The 18,726-nt window shown below is 70.5% G+C and carries 14 protein-coding genes; 4 read left to right on the forward strand and 10 right to left on the reverse strand.

Features of this window, described 5'->3' with window-relative positions; all coding sequences use genetic code 11:
• Positions 1 to 254: 254 nt before the first annotated feature.
• The 3 genes from ACH499_RS19715 to thyX form a co-directional block, all read right to left on the reverse strand.
• Positions 255 to 1,940 (reverse strand): ribonuclease J, encoded by a 1,686-nt coding sequence (locus ACH499_RS19715; RefSeq protein WP_399017206.1) that lies wholly within the window; start codon positions 1,938 to 1,940, stop codon positions 255 to 257.
• Positions 1,941 to 2,103: 163 nt separating this feature from the next.
• Positions 2,104 to 3,003, reverse strand: coding sequence for a 4-hydroxy-tetrahydrodipicolinate synthase (gene dapA, locus ACH499_RS19720; protein ID WP_399017209.1), 900 nt, complete (start codon positions 3,001 to 3,003; stop codon positions 2,104 to 2,106).
• A 212-nt stretch (positions 3,004 to 3,215) separates the two neighbouring features.
• Positions 3,216 to 3,956, reverse strand: coding sequence for an FAD-dependent thymidylate synthase (gene thyX, locus ACH499_RS19725; RefSeq protein ID WP_356200939.1), 741 nt, complete (start codon positions 3,954 to 3,956; stop codon positions 3,216 to 3,218).
• 178 nt (positions 3,957 to 4,134) lie between these two features.
• On the opposite strand from thyX, the gene ACH499_RS19730 reads away from it, so the two are divergent.
• A complete protein-coding gene (locus tag ACH499_RS19730) occupies positions 4,135 to 4,374 on the forward strand; it encodes a hypothetical protein (protein ID WP_356200937.1) in 240 nt (79 codons plus the stop codon).
• 113 nt (positions 4,375 to 4,487) lie between these two features.
• Positions 4,488 to 5,042, forward strand: a complete 555-nt coding sequence (locus ACH499_RS19735) for a hypothetical protein (protein WP_399017211.1) — start codon at positions 4,488 to 4,490, stop codon at positions 5,040 to 5,042.
• A gap of 73 nt (positions 5,043 to 5,115) precedes the next feature.
• Here ACH499_RS19735 and ACH499_RS19740 read toward each other — a convergent pair whose 3' ends face one another.
• From ACH499_RS19740 to rpsO, 5 genes are all read right to left on the reverse strand, one after another.
• Entirely contained in the window at positions 5,116 to 5,571 is a 456-nt protein-coding gene (locus ACH499_RS19740; protein ID WP_399017214.1) for a hypothetical protein, read from the reverse strand.
• A gap of 5 nt (positions 5,572 to 5,576) precedes the next feature.
• Positions 5,577 to 6,329: a 4-hydroxy-tetrahydrodipicolinate reductase gene (dapB, locus tag ACH499_RS19745; protein ID WP_399017216.1), complete on the reverse strand. Its 753-nt coding sequence runs from the start codon at positions 6,327 to 6,329 to the stop codon at positions 5,577 to 5,579.
• Between the two features lie 26 nt (positions 6,330 to 6,355).
• Positions 6,356 to 7,735, reverse strand: a complete 1,380-nt coding sequence (locus ACH499_RS19750) for a M16 family metallopeptidase (protein ID WP_399017218.1) — start codon at positions 7,733 to 7,735, stop codon at positions 6,356 to 6,358.
• Complete coding sequence (locus ACH499_RS19755) at positions 7,732 to 9,951, reverse strand: polyribonucleotide nucleotidyltransferase (protein ID WP_356200931.1); 2,220 nt, start codon at positions 9,949 to 9,951, stop codon at positions 7,732 to 7,734. Before ACH499_RS19755 ends, ACH499_RS19750 begins: the two co-directional genes overlap by 4 nt.
• A 327-nt stretch (positions 9,952 to 10,278) precedes the next feature.
• Positions 10,279 to 10,566, reverse strand: a complete 288-nt coding sequence (gene rpsO / locus ACH499_RS19760; RefSeq protein WP_006130415.1) for a 30S ribosomal protein S15 — start codon at positions 10,564 to 10,566, stop codon at positions 10,279 to 10,281.
• A gap of 324 nt (positions 10,567 to 10,890) precedes the next feature.
• Here rpsO and ACH499_RS19765 point away from each other — a divergent pair, with 324 nt between their 5' ends.
• Positions 10,891 to 11,178: a DUF397 domain-containing protein gene (locus ACH499_RS19765; RefSeq protein ID WP_356200929.1), complete on the forward strand. Its 288-nt coding sequence runs from the start codon at positions 10,891 to 10,893 to the stop codon at positions 11,176 to 11,178.
• Between the two features lie 13 nt (positions 11,179 to 11,191).
• Here ACH499_RS19765 and ACH499_RS19770 read toward each other — a convergent pair whose 3' ends face one another.
• Both ACH499_RS19770 and eccD read right to left on the reverse strand, forming a co-directional pair.
• The gene (locus tag ACH499_RS19770; protein ID WP_399017222.1) at positions 11,192 to 12,706 is read right to left on the reverse strand and encodes a PQQ-binding-like beta-propeller repeat protein; all 1,515 of its coding nucleotides are present in this window, start codon (positions 12,704 to 12,706) and stop codon (positions 11,192 to 11,194) included.
• Between the two features lie 210 nt (positions 12,707 to 12,916).
• The gene (eccD, locus tag ACH499_RS19775; RefSeq protein WP_399017224.1) at positions 12,917 to 14,425 is read right to left on the reverse strand and encodes a type VII secretion integral membrane protein EccD; all 1,509 of its coding nucleotides are present in this window, start codon (positions 14,423 to 14,425) and stop codon (positions 12,917 to 12,919) included.
• 319 nt (positions 14,426 to 14,744) lie between these two features.
• On the opposite strand from eccD, the gene eccCa reads away from it, so the two are divergent.
• Positions 14,745 to 18,722, forward strand: a complete 3,978-nt coding sequence (eccCa, locus tag ACH499_RS19780) for a type VII secretion protein EccCa (protein WP_399017226.1) — start codon at positions 14,745 to 14,747, stop codon at positions 18,720 to 18,722.
• Positions 18,723 to 18,726: the final 4 nt, after the last annotated feature.

Here is an 18,726-nt window from a genome sequence, read left to right on the forward strand (position 1 = left end):
CCGACTCTATCAGATCTTTCCGGACCCGATTTCCTCGGTGCTTTCCAGGTTCCCGCTTTCGCGTTTCCCTTTCCGGCGGTTCCGACTTTATCAGAGATTCTGAGCCGGAATTTCCACCCTCCGGGGCGGCTCCGATCCACGAAGTGGTTCGGGTGCCCGTCCGAGCGGAGATGTAAACGTACTGGAGCGGGGCGCCCCGATGCAAATCGTGGCGCCCCGCTCCTGGTTCACACGGCCGTCGGGCCGACGGTCCGTCAGACCTCCACGACCACAGGGAGGATCATCGGCCGGCGCCGGTACTTGTCCGAGACCCACTTGCCGAGGGTCCTGCGCACGAGCTGCTGGAGCTGGTGGGGTTCGACGACCCCGTCCTGGGCCGAGCGTTCCAGGGCCTCCGTGATCCGGGGCAGGACGTCGGCGAACGCCGAGTCCTCGATGCCGGAACCGCGGGCCTGGACGTGCGGGCCGCCCGTGATCTTGCCGGTGGACGCGTCGATGACCACGAAGACCGAGATGATGCCTTCGTCGCCGAGGATTTTGCGGTCCTTCAGCGCCGGCTCGCCGACGTCGCCGACGGAGAGGCCGTCGACGTACACGTATCCCGCCTGGACCTTGCCTGAGATCTTCGCCTTGCCCTCGACGAGGTCGACGACGACGCCGTCCTCCGCGATGACGATGCGGTCGTGCGGGACGCCGGTCATGGCGCCGAGTTCCGCGTTGGCCCGCAGATGGCGCCATTCACCGTGGACCGGCATCAGGTTCTTCGGGCGGCAGATGTTGTAGAAGTACAGCAGCTCGCCGGCGGACGCGTGGCCCGAGACGTGCACCTTGGCGTTGCCCTTGTGGACGACGTTGGCGCCCCAGCGGGTCAGGCCGTTGATCACGCGGTACACCGCGTTCTCGTTGCCCGGGATGAGGGACGACGCCAGGATGACCGTGTCGCCCTCGACGATGCGGATCTGGTGGTCCCGGTTGGCCATGCGGGACAGGGCGGCCATCGGTTCGCCCTGCGAGCCCGTGCAGACCAGGACGACCTCGTTGTCCGGCAGGTCGTCGAGGGTCTTGACGTCCACGACCAGCCCCGGCGGGACCTTCAGGTAGCCGAGGTCACGGGCGATGCCCATGTTGCGGACCATGGAACGGCCGACGAAGGCGACCCGGCGCCCGTACTCGTACGCGGCGTCCAGGATCTGCTGGATGCGGTGGACGTGGCTGGCGAAGCTGGCCACGATGATCCGCTTCCGGGCGCCGGCGAAGACCTGGCGCAGGACGTTGGAGATGTCCCGCTCGTGCGGGGTGAAGCCGGGGACCTCGGCGTTCGTGGAGTCGGTGAGGAGAAGGTCGATGCCCTCCTCGCTCAGCCGCGCGAAGGCGTGCAGGTCCGTGAGGCGGTTGTCCAGCGGCAACTGGTCCATCTTGAAGTCGCCGGTGTGGACGACCATGCCCGCGGGGGTGCGGATCGCCACGGCCAGCGCGTCCGGGATGGAGTGGTTGACCGCGATGAACTCGCAGTCGAAGGGACCGACGCGCTCGCGGTTCCCCTCCGCCACCTCGAGGGTGTACGGGCGGATGCGGTGCTCCTGGAGCTTGGCCTCGATCAGGGCGAGGGTCAGCTTGGAGCCGATCAGCGGGATGTCCGGCTTCTCGCGCAGCAGGAAGGGGACGCCGCCGATGTGGTCCTCGTGGCCGTGGGTGAGGACGATGCCCTCGATGTCGTCGAGACGGTCCCGGATGGACGAGAAGTCCGGCAGGATCAGGTCGATTCCGGGCTGCTCCTCCTCGGGGAAGAGCACTCCGCAGTCGACGATCAGCAGGCGGCCGCCGTACTCGAAGACCGTCATGTTGCGACCGATCTCGCCCAGCCCTCCCAGCGGGGTGACCCGGAGGCCGCCTTGGGGGAGCGCCGGGGGACGGCCCAGTTCAGGATGCGGATGACTCAAAAGACTCTCCTCAACCACACGCGCCACGTACCGGTGGGGCACGTGGCGCGCGTGACGTTCGTGCAGAAGCAGTTGTCAGGGTGGGTGCAGGCACCGGTGGGCCTGCTTATTCAGTTGTGAAGCCGTCACGGCACCCGGTGGTGCGATCGTGCGAAGTCTGTTGTCAGAGCTGTACCCCGCCGGCAGCAAGATCGATCTTGAGCTGCTCGGTCTCCTCCGCCGTCAGCTCGACCATGGGCGCGCGCAGCGGTCCCGCGGGCAGTCCCTGGAGGGTGAGCGCGGCCTTGGTGGTCATGACGCCCTGGGTGCGGAACATGCCGGTGAAGACCGGGAGCAGCTTCTGGTGGATCTCCAGTGCCTTCTGCACGTCACCGGCGACGAAGGCGTCCACCATGGCGCGCAGCTCGGGCGTGACGACGTGGCCGACGACCGAGACGAAGCCGACCGCGCCGACGGAGAGCAGCGGCAGGTTCAGCATGTCGTCGCCGGAGTACCAGGCGAGACCCGAGCGCGCGATGGCCCAGCTCGCGCGGCCGAGGTCGCCCTTGGCGTCCTTGTTGGCGACGATCCGCGGGTGCTCCGCGAGGCGGACCAGCGTCTCGGTGTTGATCGGGACGCCGCTGCGGCCGGGGATGTCGTAGAGCATGACCGGCAGCTCACTGGCGTCGGCGACGGCCGTGAAGTGGCGGTACAGGCCCTCCTGCGGGGGCTTGTTGTAGTACGGGGTGACCAGCAGCAGGCCGTGTGCGCCGGTGCGCTCCGCGGCGCGGGCCAGCTCGATGCTGTGCTGGGTGTTGTTGGTGCCGACCCCGGCGACGACGTGGGCGCGGTCTCCGACGGCCTCCAGGACGGCTCGTACGAGGTCGGCTTTCTCCGCGTCGCTGGTGGTGGGGGACTCGCCGGTGGTGCCGTTGATGATCAGGCCGTCGTTGCCTGCGTCCACCAGGTGGGCGGCGAGCCGCTGCGCGCCGTCGAGGTCGAGTGCGCCGTCCGCCGTGAAGGGCGTGACCATGGCGGTGAGGACCCGCCCGAAGGGGGTCTGCGGAGTGGAGGTCGGAGCCATGGGTTACACGCTACTCGTTGCTCAGGGCCGGGTCTGCCCTCGGGGGAGGCGGCAGGTCGGAGGAGAAGGTGGAGCCCGGCACTGCCTGCTCGGGGGTTCAAGCAGTGCCGGGTCCCTTTGATCAGGCTAGATGAACTTCTGGAAACGTCGCAATCGGGACACTTCGGGCGGCTGATGCGTACATCTGTGCCCGGTCCTGCGAGCGCAGCGCGTTACGGCGCCACGCGCCCGTTCGCGTTGAAGGCGGCGTAGGTGAGCGGCATGAGCTCGGCCCACTCCTTCTCCATCTTCTCGCCGACCATCTCGATCTCCCGCTGCGGGAAGGACGGCACCTTCGCCAGCTCGTGCTGGGTACGCAGGCCGAGGAAGTGCATCAGCGAGCGCGCGTTGCAGGTGGCGTACATCGACGAGTAGAGGCCGACGGGGAGCACCGAGCGGGCCACCTCGCGGGCGACGCCGGCGGCGAGCATCTCCTGGTACGTCCGGTAGGCCTGGAGGTAGGAGTCCTCCATCGACCGGCTCACCAGCTCGTGCTGCTCGGGGGTGCCCTCGACGAAGACGTACTTGCCCGGACGGCCCTGCTGGACCAGCTTGCGCTCGGCGCCCGGCACGTAGAAGACCGGCTGGAGCTCCCGGTAGCGGCCCGACTCCTCGTTGTAGGACCAGCCGACGCGGTGCCGCATGAACTCGCGGAACACGAAGATCGGGGCGCTGATGAAGAAGGTCATCGAGTTGTGCTCGAAGGGGCTGCCGTGCCGGTCCCGCATCAGGTAGTTGATCAGGCCCTTCGAGCGCTCCGGGTCCTTCTTCAGCTCGTCCAGGGACTGCTCCCCGACGGTCGAGACGCGGGCGGCGAACAGCACGTCGGAGTCGGTCGCGCTGCTCTTGACCAGCTCGACGGTGATGTCGCTGCGGAGGTCGATCTTGAAATCGTCGGCGGGGGTGTCGGTCACGGGTGGAGGGCCTTCCCATCTCGTCGCTTGGCGAGGCCACTCTACGTGCCGCCAAACGGGGCGTTCGCGGCCGTGCCGCAATGAAGTCGGTGAAACTGGGCACCAGCGGGGGCGTTCGTTCGTCTGTATGAGCGAGAACGATTTTTTCGCTCGATCCCCGAAGGGAGACGCACCTCCGATGATCCGCCGGCGTGAACCCGTGCCGTTCGCCTTCGTCGCCGAAGCCGACAGGTTCCGCAGCAATGTCACTCCCCCGCCCCGTGAGCGGGCGTCCGTCGGCCAGTTGGCCGGGCGCTGGCTGCTGGGGCTCACCGTGGTCGCCGGGATCGTGGGGTCCCTGCTGATCGGGATGCCCGCCCTGTCGGCCCACCAGCCCTCGCCCCAGCAGCAGCAGTCGCAGGCATCCGACGGGCGCTGACGCGGCCCCGGCCGGTCCTGACTCCATCCGGGGGCCCGAGGGTGGTGACCGCGGACACGGATCGGTAGCCTCACCGGGCACAGCACACGCCATGGATCGAGTGAGGACCAGCCGTGCCCCTGCCCTTCCTGACGGCCGACCGCGCCTTCGACGCGGCCGAGGACGTCGCGCTGCCCTACGACGACCGCGACCAGTGGCGTCGGCCGTACCGGCCGGGGCCCTGGCGTGTGGGGACGGCGGCGCTGATGCTGCTGCTCGCCTCGTTCGTACTGTTCGCGGCGGTCATCATCGGGGCGACGGGCTCGCTCTCCTCGGCCGCGACGGTCTTCGGTGTCGCGCTCGTCGTGATCGTGTGCGCCCTGAGGCTGTTGCGCATGGGCGTGTGGGTGAGCGCCCACGGTGTGCGGCAGGTGGGGTTCTTCACCACCCGCACGGTGGCCTGGCAGCAGGTCGCCGACGTGCGGACGGTGCAGCAGCCGGTGCGCTGGCTGGGACTGCCGCGCACGGTGCAGGGGCAGGCGCTGCTCCTGCACCGTCAGGGCCGGTCCGCTGCGGCCGTGCCCGCGCTGATGACCACCCACAACGCCGACTTCCTGGCCCGTCCCGAGGCCTTCGACCGCGCCGCCGACACGGTGGAGGCGTGGGCCGACGAGTACCGGCGGGGCTGAGCGGGAGAGGCGAGACGCCGATGGCCCGGTCCGCTGTCCGCGGGACCGGGCCATCGGCGTTGTCCGGGGTCTCTCAGGCCGTCTCGACCCGCTGGTGGTCGTGCAGGGCGATCGCCCGCTGCATCGCCTTGCGGGCGCGCGGGGTGTCACGGGCGTCCTGGTAGGCGACGGCGAGCCGGAACCAGCTCCGCCAGTCGTCGGGAGCCGCCTCCGCCTCGGCCTTGCGGCGGGCGAAGACCTCGTCGGCCGAGCCACGGTCGATGCGGCCGCTGGGGGTGCGCCTCAGCTCGTCGACGGGCAGGCCGCCCTCGGCGTCGAGTTCGGCGGCGAGCTGGTTGGCGCGGCGGACGAACTGGGTGTTCTTCCACAGGAACCACACCCCGATCACCGGCAGGATCAGCACCGCGACGCCGAGGGCGACGGTGAGGGGTGTGCCGGCCTCGATGAGCATCACGCCGCGGCTGCCGACCAGGGCGAAGTAGAAGACCAGGACGGCGGCCGTGATGACGTAGGAGATCTTCGCGCGCATGTCCTTCAGCCCAGGTCCAGGAAGTGTTCCAGGCCGAAGGTGAGGCCCGGGGCGGACACCACCCGGCGGGCGCCCAGCAGGATGCCCGGCATGAAGCTGCTGTGGTGCAGCGAGTCGTGCCGGACGGTGAGGGTCTCGCCCTCGCCGCCGAGCAGGACCTCCTGGTGGGCGAGCAGGCCGCGCAGGCGGACCGCGTGCACCGGGACACCGTCGACGTTCGCGCCGCGGGCACCGTCCAGGGCGGTGGCAGTGGCGTCGGGCGCCGGGGCGACGCCTGCCTTCTGCCGTGCCTCGGCGATGAGCTGTGCGGTGCGGGTGGCGGTGCCGCTGGGGGCGTCGACCTTGTTCGGGTGGTGCAGCTCGACGACCTCGACGGACTCGAAGTACGGGGCGGCGATCTGCGCGAACTTCATGGTCAGTACGGCGCCGATGGAGAAGTTGGGCGCGATGAGCACGCCCGTCTGCGGGGAAGCGTCGAGCCAGCCCCTCAGCCGGGCCAGGCGCTCGTCGGTCCAGCCCGTCGTGCCGACGACGGCGTGGATGCCGTGGCGCACGCAGAACTCGAGGTTCTCCATGACCGACGCGGGCGTGGTCAGCTCGACCGCGACCTGGGCGCCGGTGGTGGTCAGGGTGTCCAGCGAGTCGCCGCGGCCGAGGGCGGCGACCAGTTCCATGTCCTCGGCGGCCTCGACCGCCCGCACCGCCTCGGAGCCGATACGGCCCTTGGCGCCGAGGACGGCCACGCGCAGCTTGCTCATGTCTGTTGCTTCCTTACCGACAGGGATTAGGCGACGGCGTCGTGCAGCCGGGCCGCCTGCTTGTCCTTCAGCGGGCCGATGACCGAGAGCGACGGCCGGCGTCCCAGGACGTCGCGGGCGACCGCGCGCACGTCGTCCGGCGTGACCGAGGCTATCCGGGCCAGCATGTCGTCGACGGACATCTGCTCGCCCCAGCACAGCTCGCTCTTGCCGATGCGGTTCATCAGCGCGCCGGTGTCCTCCAGGCCGAGGACCGTGGAGCCTCGGAGCTGGCCGACGGCGCGGGCGATCTCCTCGTCGGACAGCCCGTTCTCGGCGACGTGGTCGAGCTCGTCGCGGCAGATCTTCAGCACGTCGTGCACCTGGGAGGGCCTGCACCCCGCGTACACGCCGAAGAGGCCGCAGTCGGCGAACCCCGACGTGTACGAGTACACGCTGTAGGCCAGGCCGCGCTTCTCCCGGACCTCCTGGAAGAGGCGGGAGGACATGCCGCCGCCGAGGGCGGTGTTGAGGACGCCCAGGGCCCAGCGGCGTTCGTCGGTGCGGGCCAGACCCGGCATGCCGAGGATGACGTGCGCCTGCTCGGTCTTGCGGCCGACCAGCTCGACGCGGCCGGCGGCGCGGATGGTGCGCCGCCCGGCGCGCGGGTCGACGGGCGCGGCCACCGGGTCCTTGAAGGCGCCGGCCTTCTCGAAGGCGGCGCGGACCTGGCGTACGACCTTGTTGTGGTCGATGTTGCCCGCGGCCGCGACGACCAGGTGGGTCGGGTCGTAGTGCTTCCTGTAGAAGCGGCGGATGCGGTCGGCGGTGAGCGCGTTGACCGTGTCGACCGTGCCGAGGACCGGACGGCCGAGGGCGCTGTCGCCGAACATCGTGTGCGCGAACAGGTCGTGCACGCAGTCGCCGGGGTCGTCCTCGGTCATGGCGATCTCTTCGAGGATGGCCCCGCGCTCGACGTCGACGTCCTCCTCACGGATCAGGGACCCGGTCAGCATGTCGCAGACGACGTCGATGGCGAGCGGCAGGTCGGTGTCGAGCACGCGCGCGTAATAGCACGTGTACTCCTTGGCCGTGAACGCGTTCATCTCGCCGCCGACCGCGTCGAGGGCGGCGGAGATGTCCAGGGCGGACCTGCGGGAGGTGCCCTTGAAGAGCAGGTGCTCCAGGTAGTGGGTGGCGCCGTTCAGGGCCGGGGTCTCGTCGCGGGAGCCGACGTGCGCCCAGATGCCGAAGGTCGCCGAGCGGACCGAGGGCAGGGTCTCGGTGACGATGCGCAGCCCGCCCGGGAGGGTGGTCTTGCGGACCGTGCCGATGCCGTTCTCGCCCTTGATGAGGGTTTGGGTACGGGCGACGGCCCGCGCCTCCGAGGAGGTGCGGGCCGTCGCCTGGGAGCCACGGGACGTCACTGGTCGGCGTCGTCCTTCTTCTCTTCGCCGGCTTCCTCGCCCTCGATCACCGGGATCAGGGAGAGCTTGCCGCGGGAGTCGATCTCGGCGATCTCGACCTGGACCTTCTGGCCCACGCCGAGCACGTCCTCGACGTTCTCCACGCGCTTGCCGCCGGCCAGCTTGCGGATCTGCGAGATGTGCAGCAGACCGTCCTTGCCGGGCAGCAGGGAGACGAACGCGCCGAAGGTGGTCGTCTTGACGACCGTGCCCAGGTAGCGCTCGCCGACCTCGGGCATGGTCGGGTTGGCGATGCCGTTGATCGTGGTGCGGGCGGCCTCGGCGGCCGGGCCGTCGGCGGCACCGATGTAGATCGTGCCGTCGTCCTCGATCGTGATCTCGGCGCCCGTGTCCTCCTGGATCTGGTTGATCATCTTGCCCTTGGGGCCGATGACCTCACCGATCTTGTCGACCGGGATCTTCACGGTGATGATCCGCGGCGCGTTCGGGGACATCTCGTCCGGCGTGTCGATCGCTTCCATCATCACGTCGAGGATGTGGAGGCGGGCGTCACGGGCCTGCTTGAGGGCGGCGGCCAGGACGGAGGCCGGGATGCCGTCCAGCTTGGTGTCGAGCTGGAGGGCGGTGACGAAGTCCTTGGTGCCGGCGACCTTGAAGTCCATGTCGCCGAAGGCGTCCTCCGCACCGAGGATGTCGGTGAGGGCGACGTAGTGCGTCTCGCCGTTGATCTCCTGGGAGATCAGGCCCATGGCGATACCGGCGACGGGGGCCTTCAGCGGCACACCGGCGTTCAGCAGCGACATGGTGGAGGCGCAGACCGAGCCCATGGACGTCGAGCCGTTGGAGCCGAGGGCCTCGGACACCTGGCGGATCGCGTAGGGGAACTCCTCGCGCGTCGGCAGCACCGGCACGATGGCGCGCTCGGCGAGGGCGCCGTGGCCGATCTCGCGGCGCTTCGGGGAGCCGACGCGGCCGGTCTCGCCGACGGAGTACGGCGGGAAGTTGTAGTTGTGCATGTAGCGCTTGCGGGTCACCGGGGAGAGGGTGTCCAGCTGCTGCTCCATGCGCAGCATGTTGAGGGTGGTGACGCCCAGGATCTGGGTCTCGCCACGCTCGAACAGGGCGGAGCCGTGGACCCGCGGGATGGCCTCGACCTCGGCGGCCAGGGTGCGGATGTCGGTGACACCGCGGCCGTCGATGCGGGTCTTCTCCTTGATGACGCGCTCGCGGACCAGGGACTTGGTCAGCGCGCGGTACGCGGCGGAGATCTCCTTCTCGCGGCCCTCGAACTCCGGCAGGAGCTTCTCGGCGGCGAGCGCCTTGACGCGGTCCAGCTCGGCCTCGCGCTCCTGCTTGCCGGCGATGGTGAGCGCCTGGGCCAGCTCGGGCTTGACCGCGGCGGTCAGCGCCTCCAGGACGTCGTCCTGGTAGTCGAGGAAGATCGGGAACTCGCCGGTCGGCTTGGCGGCCTTGGCGGCGAGGTCGGACTGGGCGCGGCACAGCACCTTGATGAAGGGCTTCGCGGCCTCCAGACCGGCGGCGACAACCTCCTCAGTGGGCGCCTCGGCGCCGCCCTCGACCAGCTTGATGGTCTTCTCGGTGGCCTCGGCCTCCACCATCATGATCGCGACGTCGCCGTCCTCCAGGACGCGGCCCGCGACGACCATGTCGAAGACGGCGTCCTCGAGCTCGGTGTGCGTCGGGAAGGCCACCCACTGGCCGCGGATCAGCGCGACGCGGACGCCGCCGATCGGGCCGGAGAAGGGCAGGCCGGCGAGCTGCGTCGACGCGGAGGCGGCGTTGATCGCCACGACGTCGTACAGGTGGTCGGGGTTCAGCGCCATGACCGTGGCGACGACCTGGATCTCGTTGCGCAGGCCCTTCTTGAAGGACGGGCGCAGCGGGCGGTCGATGAGGCGGCAGGTGAGGACGGCGTCCTCGGACGGCCGGCCCTCGCGGCGGAAGAAGCTGCCGGGGATCTTGCCGGCCGCGTACATCCGCTCCTCGACGTCCACCGTGAGCGGGAAGAAGTCGAGCTGGTCCTTGGGGTTCTTGGAGGCGCTGGTGGCCGACAGCACCATGGTGTCGTCGTCCAGGTACGCCACGGCGGAGCCGGCGGCCTGCTTGGCCAGGCGGCCCGTCTCGAAGCGGATGGTGCGGGTGCCGAACGCGCCGTTGTCGATCACGGCTTCGGCGTAGTGGGTCTCGTTCTCCACTAGTGTTTTCTCCTCGTCCTCGTCCCTCCTCGCCCGTGTGGCGGGGGGACGGTGGCGGAGAAGCGCTCCGTCCTGTGCGGGCCGGTCTTCGATCGAAGCACCCGGGGCTCTTTCCCCGGGGGCCACTACCGAGGACCGGCGGCGGCGAGGCGCGCTCCTCCTCGTTTCGTTCGTTGCGCGTGCTGTGCTCCGCCCGTGCGGGAGGCACCTCACGCTGTGTCGTACGTCCTGTGTTGTGCTACCACACTACAAAGCGGCGGTGACACCTCGCACGTACAGCAAAGGGAGCGGCCCCCGAACGATGGGAACCGCTCCCTCCACGGCGTCTTACTTGGCGCCCGCCGCACCACGGCGGATGCCGAGGCGCTCGACCAGCGCACGGAAGCGCTGGATGTCCTTCTTGGCGAGGTACTGCAGCAGCCGACGGCGCTGACCGACCAGGATCAGCAGGCCACGGCGCGAGTGGTGGTCGTGCTTGTGGGTCTTGAGGTGCTCGGTCAGGTCGGAGATCCGACGGGACAGCAGAGCGACCTGGACCTCGGGGGAGCCGGTGTCGCCCTCCTTGGTACCGAACTCGGAGATGATCTGCTTCTTGACGGCGGCGTCGAGCGACACGCGTACTCCTCTTTGGTCTGTGACTGGCCTTCGAGTGCCCCCGGTCTGCGTCTCGGGGGATCTTCCGTGACTCGGAAGGCGGGGATCCGCTGGGCGCGGCCTCCAGGGCACCTGGCTCCGGGGGCGCGTACACAAACGGCCGTCACACAGCGTACCAGCCTGGAAGGACGCCGTGTTCCGCCGGGCCCGGCGACGACGCGCCGGCCGCCGTGACCACGCCGGTCACTCTCGCCGGTACGGACATCGGCGAACCGCTGACCTGGGGGAAACCCCGGACGTAGGGTGGCCGCGCATCCCGTTGGCACCCAGGAAGGACCGAGCCCGATGGCCGACGCCGAGGACAGGGAACTCAAGGCACGCAAGGAGCGGGAGAGGGACGAGCTGTACTCCCTCGACATCTCCGGCGTCGAATGGCACAGCGCGCCCGGCACCGAGGAGCACGAGGAGCGGGTCGAGATCGCCTACCTCCCCGCCGGCGCGGTCGCCATGCGGTCGTCCCTCGCCCCGGACACCGTACTGCGGTACACGGAGGCGGAGTGGCGCGCGTTCGTGCTGGGGGCGCGGGACGGCGAGTTCGATCTGGAGGCCGCGCCCGGGGAGGGGGTGGGGTGATGCGGGAAGCCGCTCAGGGCTTCTTCACGGCGTCGCTCCCGATGCCCAGGACGAGGTAGGTCCACTCCTTCTCGGTGCCGCCGGGGCCGTTCGCGGCCCTGGCACCGAAGAAGATCCGCCCGTCCTGGACGACGACGTCGTTGACCTCCGGCGCCGTGATCGTCTCGCCCTCCAGCGGTACGCCGAAGTAGAAGTACGGGGTCTCCTCGCCCGTGCCGGGGTCCAGGGCGACCAGCGCGTTCGGCGCGATGCGGTCGTCGCTGAGGCGCAGGGCGAGGAGCCGGTCGCCGCTCATCCGCACGGGATAGAGCAGTGAGCCGGCGCCCGAGTCGAACTTCGTCGTGGTGTCGCCGGTCGCCAGGTCGAAGCCGATGACCCAGTTGGAGGTCTGCTTCTCCGGCTGGTCCTTGCTGCGCAGGAAGGCCTGGCCGGCGCCGACCGTGATCGTCGGGCAGTAGTCGACGACGAGGTAGTCGCCGTAGAAGCACTCACCGACGTAGGTGCCGTCGCCCAGCCGGATGGTGGAGCGGAACTTGCCCTTGCCGTCCAGCGAGATCAGTTCCGTGATCTCGGTCTCCCCGCCGGCCACGGCGACCACGGCGGGTTCGGTGGACGGCACGCTGAGGTCCCGGATTCCCTCGGGGGCCTCGTACGACCAGAGGGTGCGGCCCGTGGCCGGGTCGGTCTTGCGCACGTTGTAGGTGACCCGCTGCCAGTACTCGGCGGTCGGGTTGTCGTCGGCGCTCCAGCACTGCTCACGGACGAGGAGTGCGCGTCCGCCGGCGGCGCCCATGTCCTGGCAGCGGCCGGCGACCGTGGTGCTCCAGCGCTTCGCCCCCCGGTCCATGTCGTACCCGATGGTGCCGCCGCCCCAGGTGACGGCCACGACGCCGTGGGTGAGAGTCACGCTCGGCCGGTCCTGGGCGTCGGCGCCGTCGGGGGGCGTCTGGGACGGTCCCGCTCCCGAGACGGGGAAGTCGTGTTCCCAGACCTTGCGGCCGTCGTCGAGGTCGATGAAGGCGACGCGGTTGCACAAGGCGTTCTCCCGGTTGCTCTCACCGAAGAGGACGGCCGTGCGGTTGTCTCCGCTCACATGGCGCGTGTAGCCACAGATCTGACCGCCTAGAGCGGTCTTCCATGCTTCGTCACCGACCTCGGCGTCCGTGCCGAGGCGGTAGCCGGCCATCGTTCCCTTGATGCCCTTGGCCAGGATCTTGCCGGTGGCCCACATGCCGGGCATCTCGACGTGCTCGCCGGGGTTCATGTCGTCCACGGAGAACCGGAAGGCCATCTGGCCGGTCGTGCTCGCGGGGCGCTTCTCGACCGTTTCGCGCACGTCGAGACGATCCTGGGCGGATGGCTGCCCGCCCGGACTCCGGTCCGTGTCGTCCCCGTCGCGCCACAGCAGCCAGCCCCCCGTGCCGACGGCAGCCGCGAGGACGACCGCGAGCAGTGCCGTCAGCGCCCGGCGGCGGACGTTTTTGCGGGGCGGCGCGGGCGGGGTCGAGGGGAGGGTCGGCGGCTGCATGGAGGGAGGTGGACCGAAGCTCACTCGAAAGTGCCTTTCCGCTTGGGGAGTTGACGCGTTCCGTGGGGCCGGCCGGGCTCGGACGCACGTCGTGACCGCCCGGCCCGTCCTCACCCGGTGGAGCGCAGCACCTGGTGCCGCGACGGCGACGGCGGACGCGCGGCGCTGTGCGACGCGCGCGCCCCGGGGCGTGGAACCGGGTGCGGCACGTCAGCCCGTCATCGACCGCACGGTCGTGTACACGTCGAAGACGGCGAGTGCCAGCGGCACCAGCGTCAGCAGGAAGAAGCCCTCGGCGATCTCCAGGAAGCGGCCCCAGAACGGCGTGAGCCCGCTGCGCGAGGCCACCAGACCGATGGTGGTGATCAGCGCGGCGGCCAGCGCGATGGCGGCGACCAGCCAGATCGTACGGACGTCGAGGTCGGTCCGGTCTCCCGCCAGCGCGGCCTTGAACAGAGCGTCCGGCGGGTTGAGCGCCAGACCGAGTCCGAGGGCGACCAGGGAGCCGAGTCCCGCGGCCAGGAGGGTGGCGACCTGCGCGGTGTAGCGGAAGAGCTGTGCACGCATCAGCAGGGCGATTCCGGTGGCCAGTGCCAGCAGTTGCGCCCAGATGTCGTCGGAGAAGCTGAGCACCAGGGCGGAGCCGACCGCTAGCAGCGCGCAGCCGCCCACAAGGCCGACGAGGAGTTCGTGGCCGCGCCGGGCCTGGGCCTCGATGCGTTCGGCGTCCACCGGCTCAGGGGGTTCGGGGTCGGCGCCGTATCCGCCGCGCGGTGCGGAGTTCGGTGCCTCGAACCCGATGGGCAGACGTGCGAAGCGCATGGACATGCCGGGCAGGAAGGCCAGGGCGCCGACGGCGACGGGCGCGCACAGGGCGGCGATCTCGGCCGGCTCCCAACTCCTCAGGAGCGCCGCGAACGTGGCGGCCAGAGTGACCCCGGAGGTCGTGGCGAAGGCGACGAACGGCCCGTCGCCGCGTGGGGAGCACAGCGCGAGGATGACCGAGGCCACGAGCAACGCCGCGGCGGCGAGCAGGAACTGGAGCTTGCCGATGCCCTGCCCCTCGGAGAGCGAGAGCAGACCGGAGCCCGCCACACCGACGTTCGGCAGCGCGCCGAGGCCCAGCGCGATGGCCGCGGCCCGGTCGTCGTAGACGCGGGCGCGGACGCAGGCGAGGACGACGAGGAGGAGTCCCGCGACGCCCGCCAGGATGCCGGGCAGGCTGTGCATGTCGTGTCGCGGGTCGGCACTCCAGGCGACGAACGCGAGCAGCGCCGGGAGCACTCCGCCGCCGACGAGACCAGCGGCGCGCGTGAGGTCGCCGTGCCACAGGGAGCGGTCGCGGGTCACCGCGGACGCGACCGCCTCGGAGACGTCGTCGAAGACGGCCGGCGGCAGCGACTCCGCGAAGGGCCGCAGGGTGAGGAGTTCCCCGTCGACGATCCGCTGCGCCGCGAAGGACCGGGCACTGTCGAGTACGGTGCCGTCGCGCCGGACGAGGTGGTAGCCGACGGGGGCGCCCTCGGCGGCGGTCTGCCGGGAGAGCCGGAGGATCTCGGGGTAGATGTCGGCGACCGGTACGTCGTCGGGCAGTGCCACGTCGATCCGGCTGTCGGGCGCGACGATGGTGACCCGGCAGAAACCGAGGCCCGTCACCGCCCCCGAAGGGGCTGCCCGGCCCGGTCCGCCCGTGCCGGTGGCCGCTGTGGAGGCCGTCATGCTCACCTGCTGCTCCCCCTCGGTACTGCTGTGTCTGCGGTGTGAAGGTCCTGCGCCTGTTTCCGGGCGTCCGCCGCAGGACTGGGCGGTGCGGGACGGACGGAAGGCCGTCCGACCGGGCCCGGCCTCGACGTACCGGACCACATCTCACGGAATGCCCCATACATCCGCCCGGGTTCGCGTGTGCTCACGCGAACATCCGGCACCCTACCGTCCGTCGGTGTGTGATGAGATCAGTAGGATCGCGCGGCGGCCCTCGTCCGCCTGACACGGGGTGGCGGACGGAAATCCGGCGGGCCGGCAAGGGGATTGGTGAGCAGTGAGCCAGATCGTCGTGAAGCGTCCGCCGCGGGCGCTGCCGCCGGAGGTCCCGACGGGCGAGGTCGTCGTGCAGCCGCCGCCCGAACTGCCTCGGGGGCATCAGGAGAGCGTCCTGATGCAGTTGCTGCCGACACTCGGCATGGGCGGTTCGGTCGTCTTCTTCTTCACGAGCGGGCAGCCGTTCATGCGCATCATGGGCATGGTGATGATCGCGTCGACGATCGCCATGTCGATCGCGATGGTGGTCCGCTTCCGCCGCGGTTCCCAGGGTCAGCTCGCCGATCTCCGCAGGGACTACCTGAGTTACCTCTCGCAGACCCGCCGGACCACCGTGGCGACGGCGAGGGCGCAGCGTGACGCCCAGTACTACCTCCACCCCTCTCCGGAGCAGTTGTGGGCGCTGGTCGCCGAGGGCAGCCGCGTGTGGGAACGGCGGCCGGGCGACGAGGACTTCGCCCAGGTCCGCATCGGCCTCGGCCCCCAGTCCCTGGCCACCCCGCTGGTCGCTCCCGAGACCGGCCCGGTCGACCAGCTCGAGCCGCTCACCGCGGGCGCGATGCAGCGGTTCGTGGCGGCCCACAGCACCCTGGAAGACCTGCCGATGGCGGTCTCCCTTCGCGCCTTCTACTACGTCACTCTCGGCGGTGAGCCGGAGTCCGTACGGTCCTCCGCACGGGCGCTGACCGGTGCGCTGGCTTCTCTGCACTCCCCCGAGGACCTGGTCGTCGCGGTCGCGGCGAGCCGGGACGCGGTGGGGCACTGGGAATGGGCCAAGTGGCTTCCGCATGTGCAGCTTCCCGGCGTCGCGGACGGCGCCGGGTCCCGTCGCCTGATCAGCGGCGACCCCCGTGAGCTCGAGGACCTCCTGTCCTCCCGGCTGACCGGACGCCCCCGCTTCCACCCGAACGCGGGGCCGCTGCCGGACGCCCCGCACATCGTCGTGGTCCTCGACGGTGTCTCCCTCCCGCCGGACTCCCTGCTGGCCGGCCCCGAGGGCCTGCAGGGGGTGACGGTCGTCGAGCTGACCGAGGGCGAGCCGTCCGGAGCCCACGGCGACCTGTCCGTCCTCGTACGGCCGCGTTCGCTGCGACTGGAGTCGGCGCACGGCGTCGTCTACGAGGGCACGCCCGACGTCCTGTCGTACGAGTCCGCGGAGGCGCTGGCCCGGCAGTTGGCGCCCCTGCGCATGGCCTCGGGCGGCGACGACGACGAACCGCTGCTGGCGAACCTGGAGTTCACCGACCTGCTCAACCTGGGCGACGCGGCCTCCATCGACACCCGGCGCACCTGGCGGCCGCGTTCCCAGGCGGAGCGGCTGCGGGTCCCGATCGGCGTCGGCGAGGACGGCCGTCCGGTGATGCTCGACATCAAGGAGGCGGCCCAGGAGGGCATGGGTCCGCACGGCCTGTGCGTGGGTGCCACGGGTTCCGGCAAGTCCGAGCTGCTGCGAACGCTGGTGCTGGGTCTCGCGGTCACCCATTCCTCCGAGACGCTGAACTTCGTCCTCGCGGACTTCAAGGGCGGTGCGACCTTCGCGGGCATGGCGCAGATGCCGCACGTGGCGGCCGTGATCACCAACCTGGCGGACGACCTCACCCTCGTGGACCGCATGGGCGACTCCATCCGCGGTGAGCTCAACCGCCGCCAGGAGATGCTGCGCGACGCGGGCAACTACGCCAACATCCACGACTACGAGAAGGCGCGGGCGGCCGGTGCGCCGCTGCAGCCCATCCCCTCGCTGCTGCTGGTCATCGACGAGTTCAGCGAGCTGCTGACCGCCAAGCCCGACTTCATCGACATGTTCGTGCAGATCGGCCGCATCGGCCGGTCGCTGGGCGTGCACCTGCTGCTGGCCTCGCAGCGGCTGGAGGAGGGCCGGCTGCGTGGTCTGGAGACCTATCTGTCCTACCGCATCGGTCTGCGCACCTTCTCGGCCGCCGAGTCGCGGGCGGCGCTCGGTGTGCCGGACGCGTACGAGCTGCCGAACGTTCCCGGCTCCGGCTTCCTGAAGTTCGGCACCGACGAGATGGTCCGGTTCAAGGCCGCGTACGTCTCCGGCGTCTACCGCTCCGGCCCGCAGCGCGCCGGGGCCGGGGACGGCCTGCTCCCCCAGGACCGGCGGCCGGTTCTGTTCACCGCGGCGGAGGTGCCGGTGCAGTACGTGCCGGCGCCGCGGCAGGGCGAGAGCTCGGCGGACGGCGCCGGCGAGGTGGACGACGCGCTCGCGGACACCGTGCTGGACGTGGTCGTGCGCCGGCTGGAGGCCCAGGGACCGGCGGCTCACCAGGTCTGGCTGCCGCCTCTCGACAGCCCGCCGTCGCTGGACTCTCTGCTGCCGGGGCTCACCGCCGTGGAGGGCCGGGGTCTGACCCAGCCCGGTTACGAGGGGGCCGGCCGGCTCGTGGTCCCCGTCGGCATCGTCGACAAGCCCTACGAGCAGCGCCGCGACCCGCTGTGGGTGGACTTCTCGGGTGCCGCCGGCCACATGCAGATCCTGGGCGGTCCGCAGTCCGGCAAGTCGACGCTGCTGCGTTCACTGATCTGCTCGTTCGCACTGACGCACACGCCGTACGAAGTGCAGTTCTACGGACTGGACTTCGGTGGTGGCGGCATGGCCGCGGTGGCCGGGCTGCCGCACGTCGGCGGCATCGCCTCGCGCCTGGACCCGGAGAAGGTCCGGCGTACGGTCGCGGAGGTCTACGGCGTCCTGACCCGTCGCGAGGAGTACTTCCGGTCCTCGGGCATCTCCTCGATCGCCGAGTTCCGGACCCGGCGTGCCCGCGGCGACATCTCGGTCACCGACCAGCCGTGGGGTGACGTCTTCCTGGTCATCGACGGCTGGGCCAACTTCCGTACCGAGTACGAGGCGCTCGATCAGGTGATCCTCGACATCGCCGCCCGTGGTCTCGGTTACGGCGTTCACCTGGTCCTCTCCGCCTCCCGCTCGATGGAGGTCCGTTCCGCGCTCAAGGACAGCCTGCTGAACCGGCTGGAGCTGCGTCTGGGCGACACGATGGACTCCGAGCTGGACCGGAAGGTCGCGGCGAACGTGCCCACCGGGGTGCCCGGCCGGGGCCAGGCACCGCAGAAGCTGCACTTCATGGCCGCGGTGCCCCGCATCGACGGCCTGACGTCCGACACGGACCTCGCGGACGCCACGGCCGCGCTGTCCGCCGAGGTGTCCCGGCACTGGCAGGGGGCGGGGGCGCCCGCGGTGCGTCTGCTGCCGCGCGAGTTCCCTGCGGAGCAGTTGCCCCCGGGCAACCGCTTCCCGAGGCGGGGCGTCGCGTTCGCCCTCGACGAGGACAACCTGGAGCCCGTGTTCGTCGACTTCGACCAGGATCCGTTCTTCCTCGTCTTCGGCGAGAGCGAGTCCGGCAAGTCGAACCTGCTCCGGCTGCTGATCAAGCAGCTCACCACCCGCTACTCCGGTGACGAGTGCAAGCTGTTCGTCGTCGACAACCGGCGTTCCCTGCTGGGAGTGACCCCGGACTCGCACCTCGCCGAGTACATCCCCATGTCCAACGCCATGGAGCACCACATGGTGGCCCTGGCCGACCTGATGAAGCGCCGCACTCCGACCGCCGACGTGACCGCTCAGCAGCTCAGGGAGCGCAGTTGGTGGCGGGGCCCGACGGTGTTCGTGGTCATCGACGACTTCGACCTCGTCTCCACGTCGAGCGGCAACCCGCTCAGCGGCCTGACGGAGCTGCTGCCGTTCGCCCGGGACGTCGGCGTGCGCTTCATCATCGCGCGATCCACCGCCGGCGCCAGCCGTGCCTCGTACGAGGCGTTCATGCAGCGCATCAAGGAGCTGGGGGCCCAGGGCGTCGTCCTGGCGGGCGACCCGACGGAGGGGGACGTCCTGGGCGGCGTGCGGCCGAGGCCGATGCCGGCGGGGCGGGGCGTGTTCGTCTCGCGCCGCCGGGGGCGGCCGCTGGTGCAGACGGGGCTCGTGGCGGAGGAGACGTACTGACGGA

Origin of the sequence: Streptomyces sp. NPDC018947 (genome assembly GCF_044390505.1) — a bacterium.
Classification (GTDB): domain Bacteria; phylum Actinomycetota; class Actinomycetes; order Streptomycetales; family Streptomycetaceae; genus Streptomyces.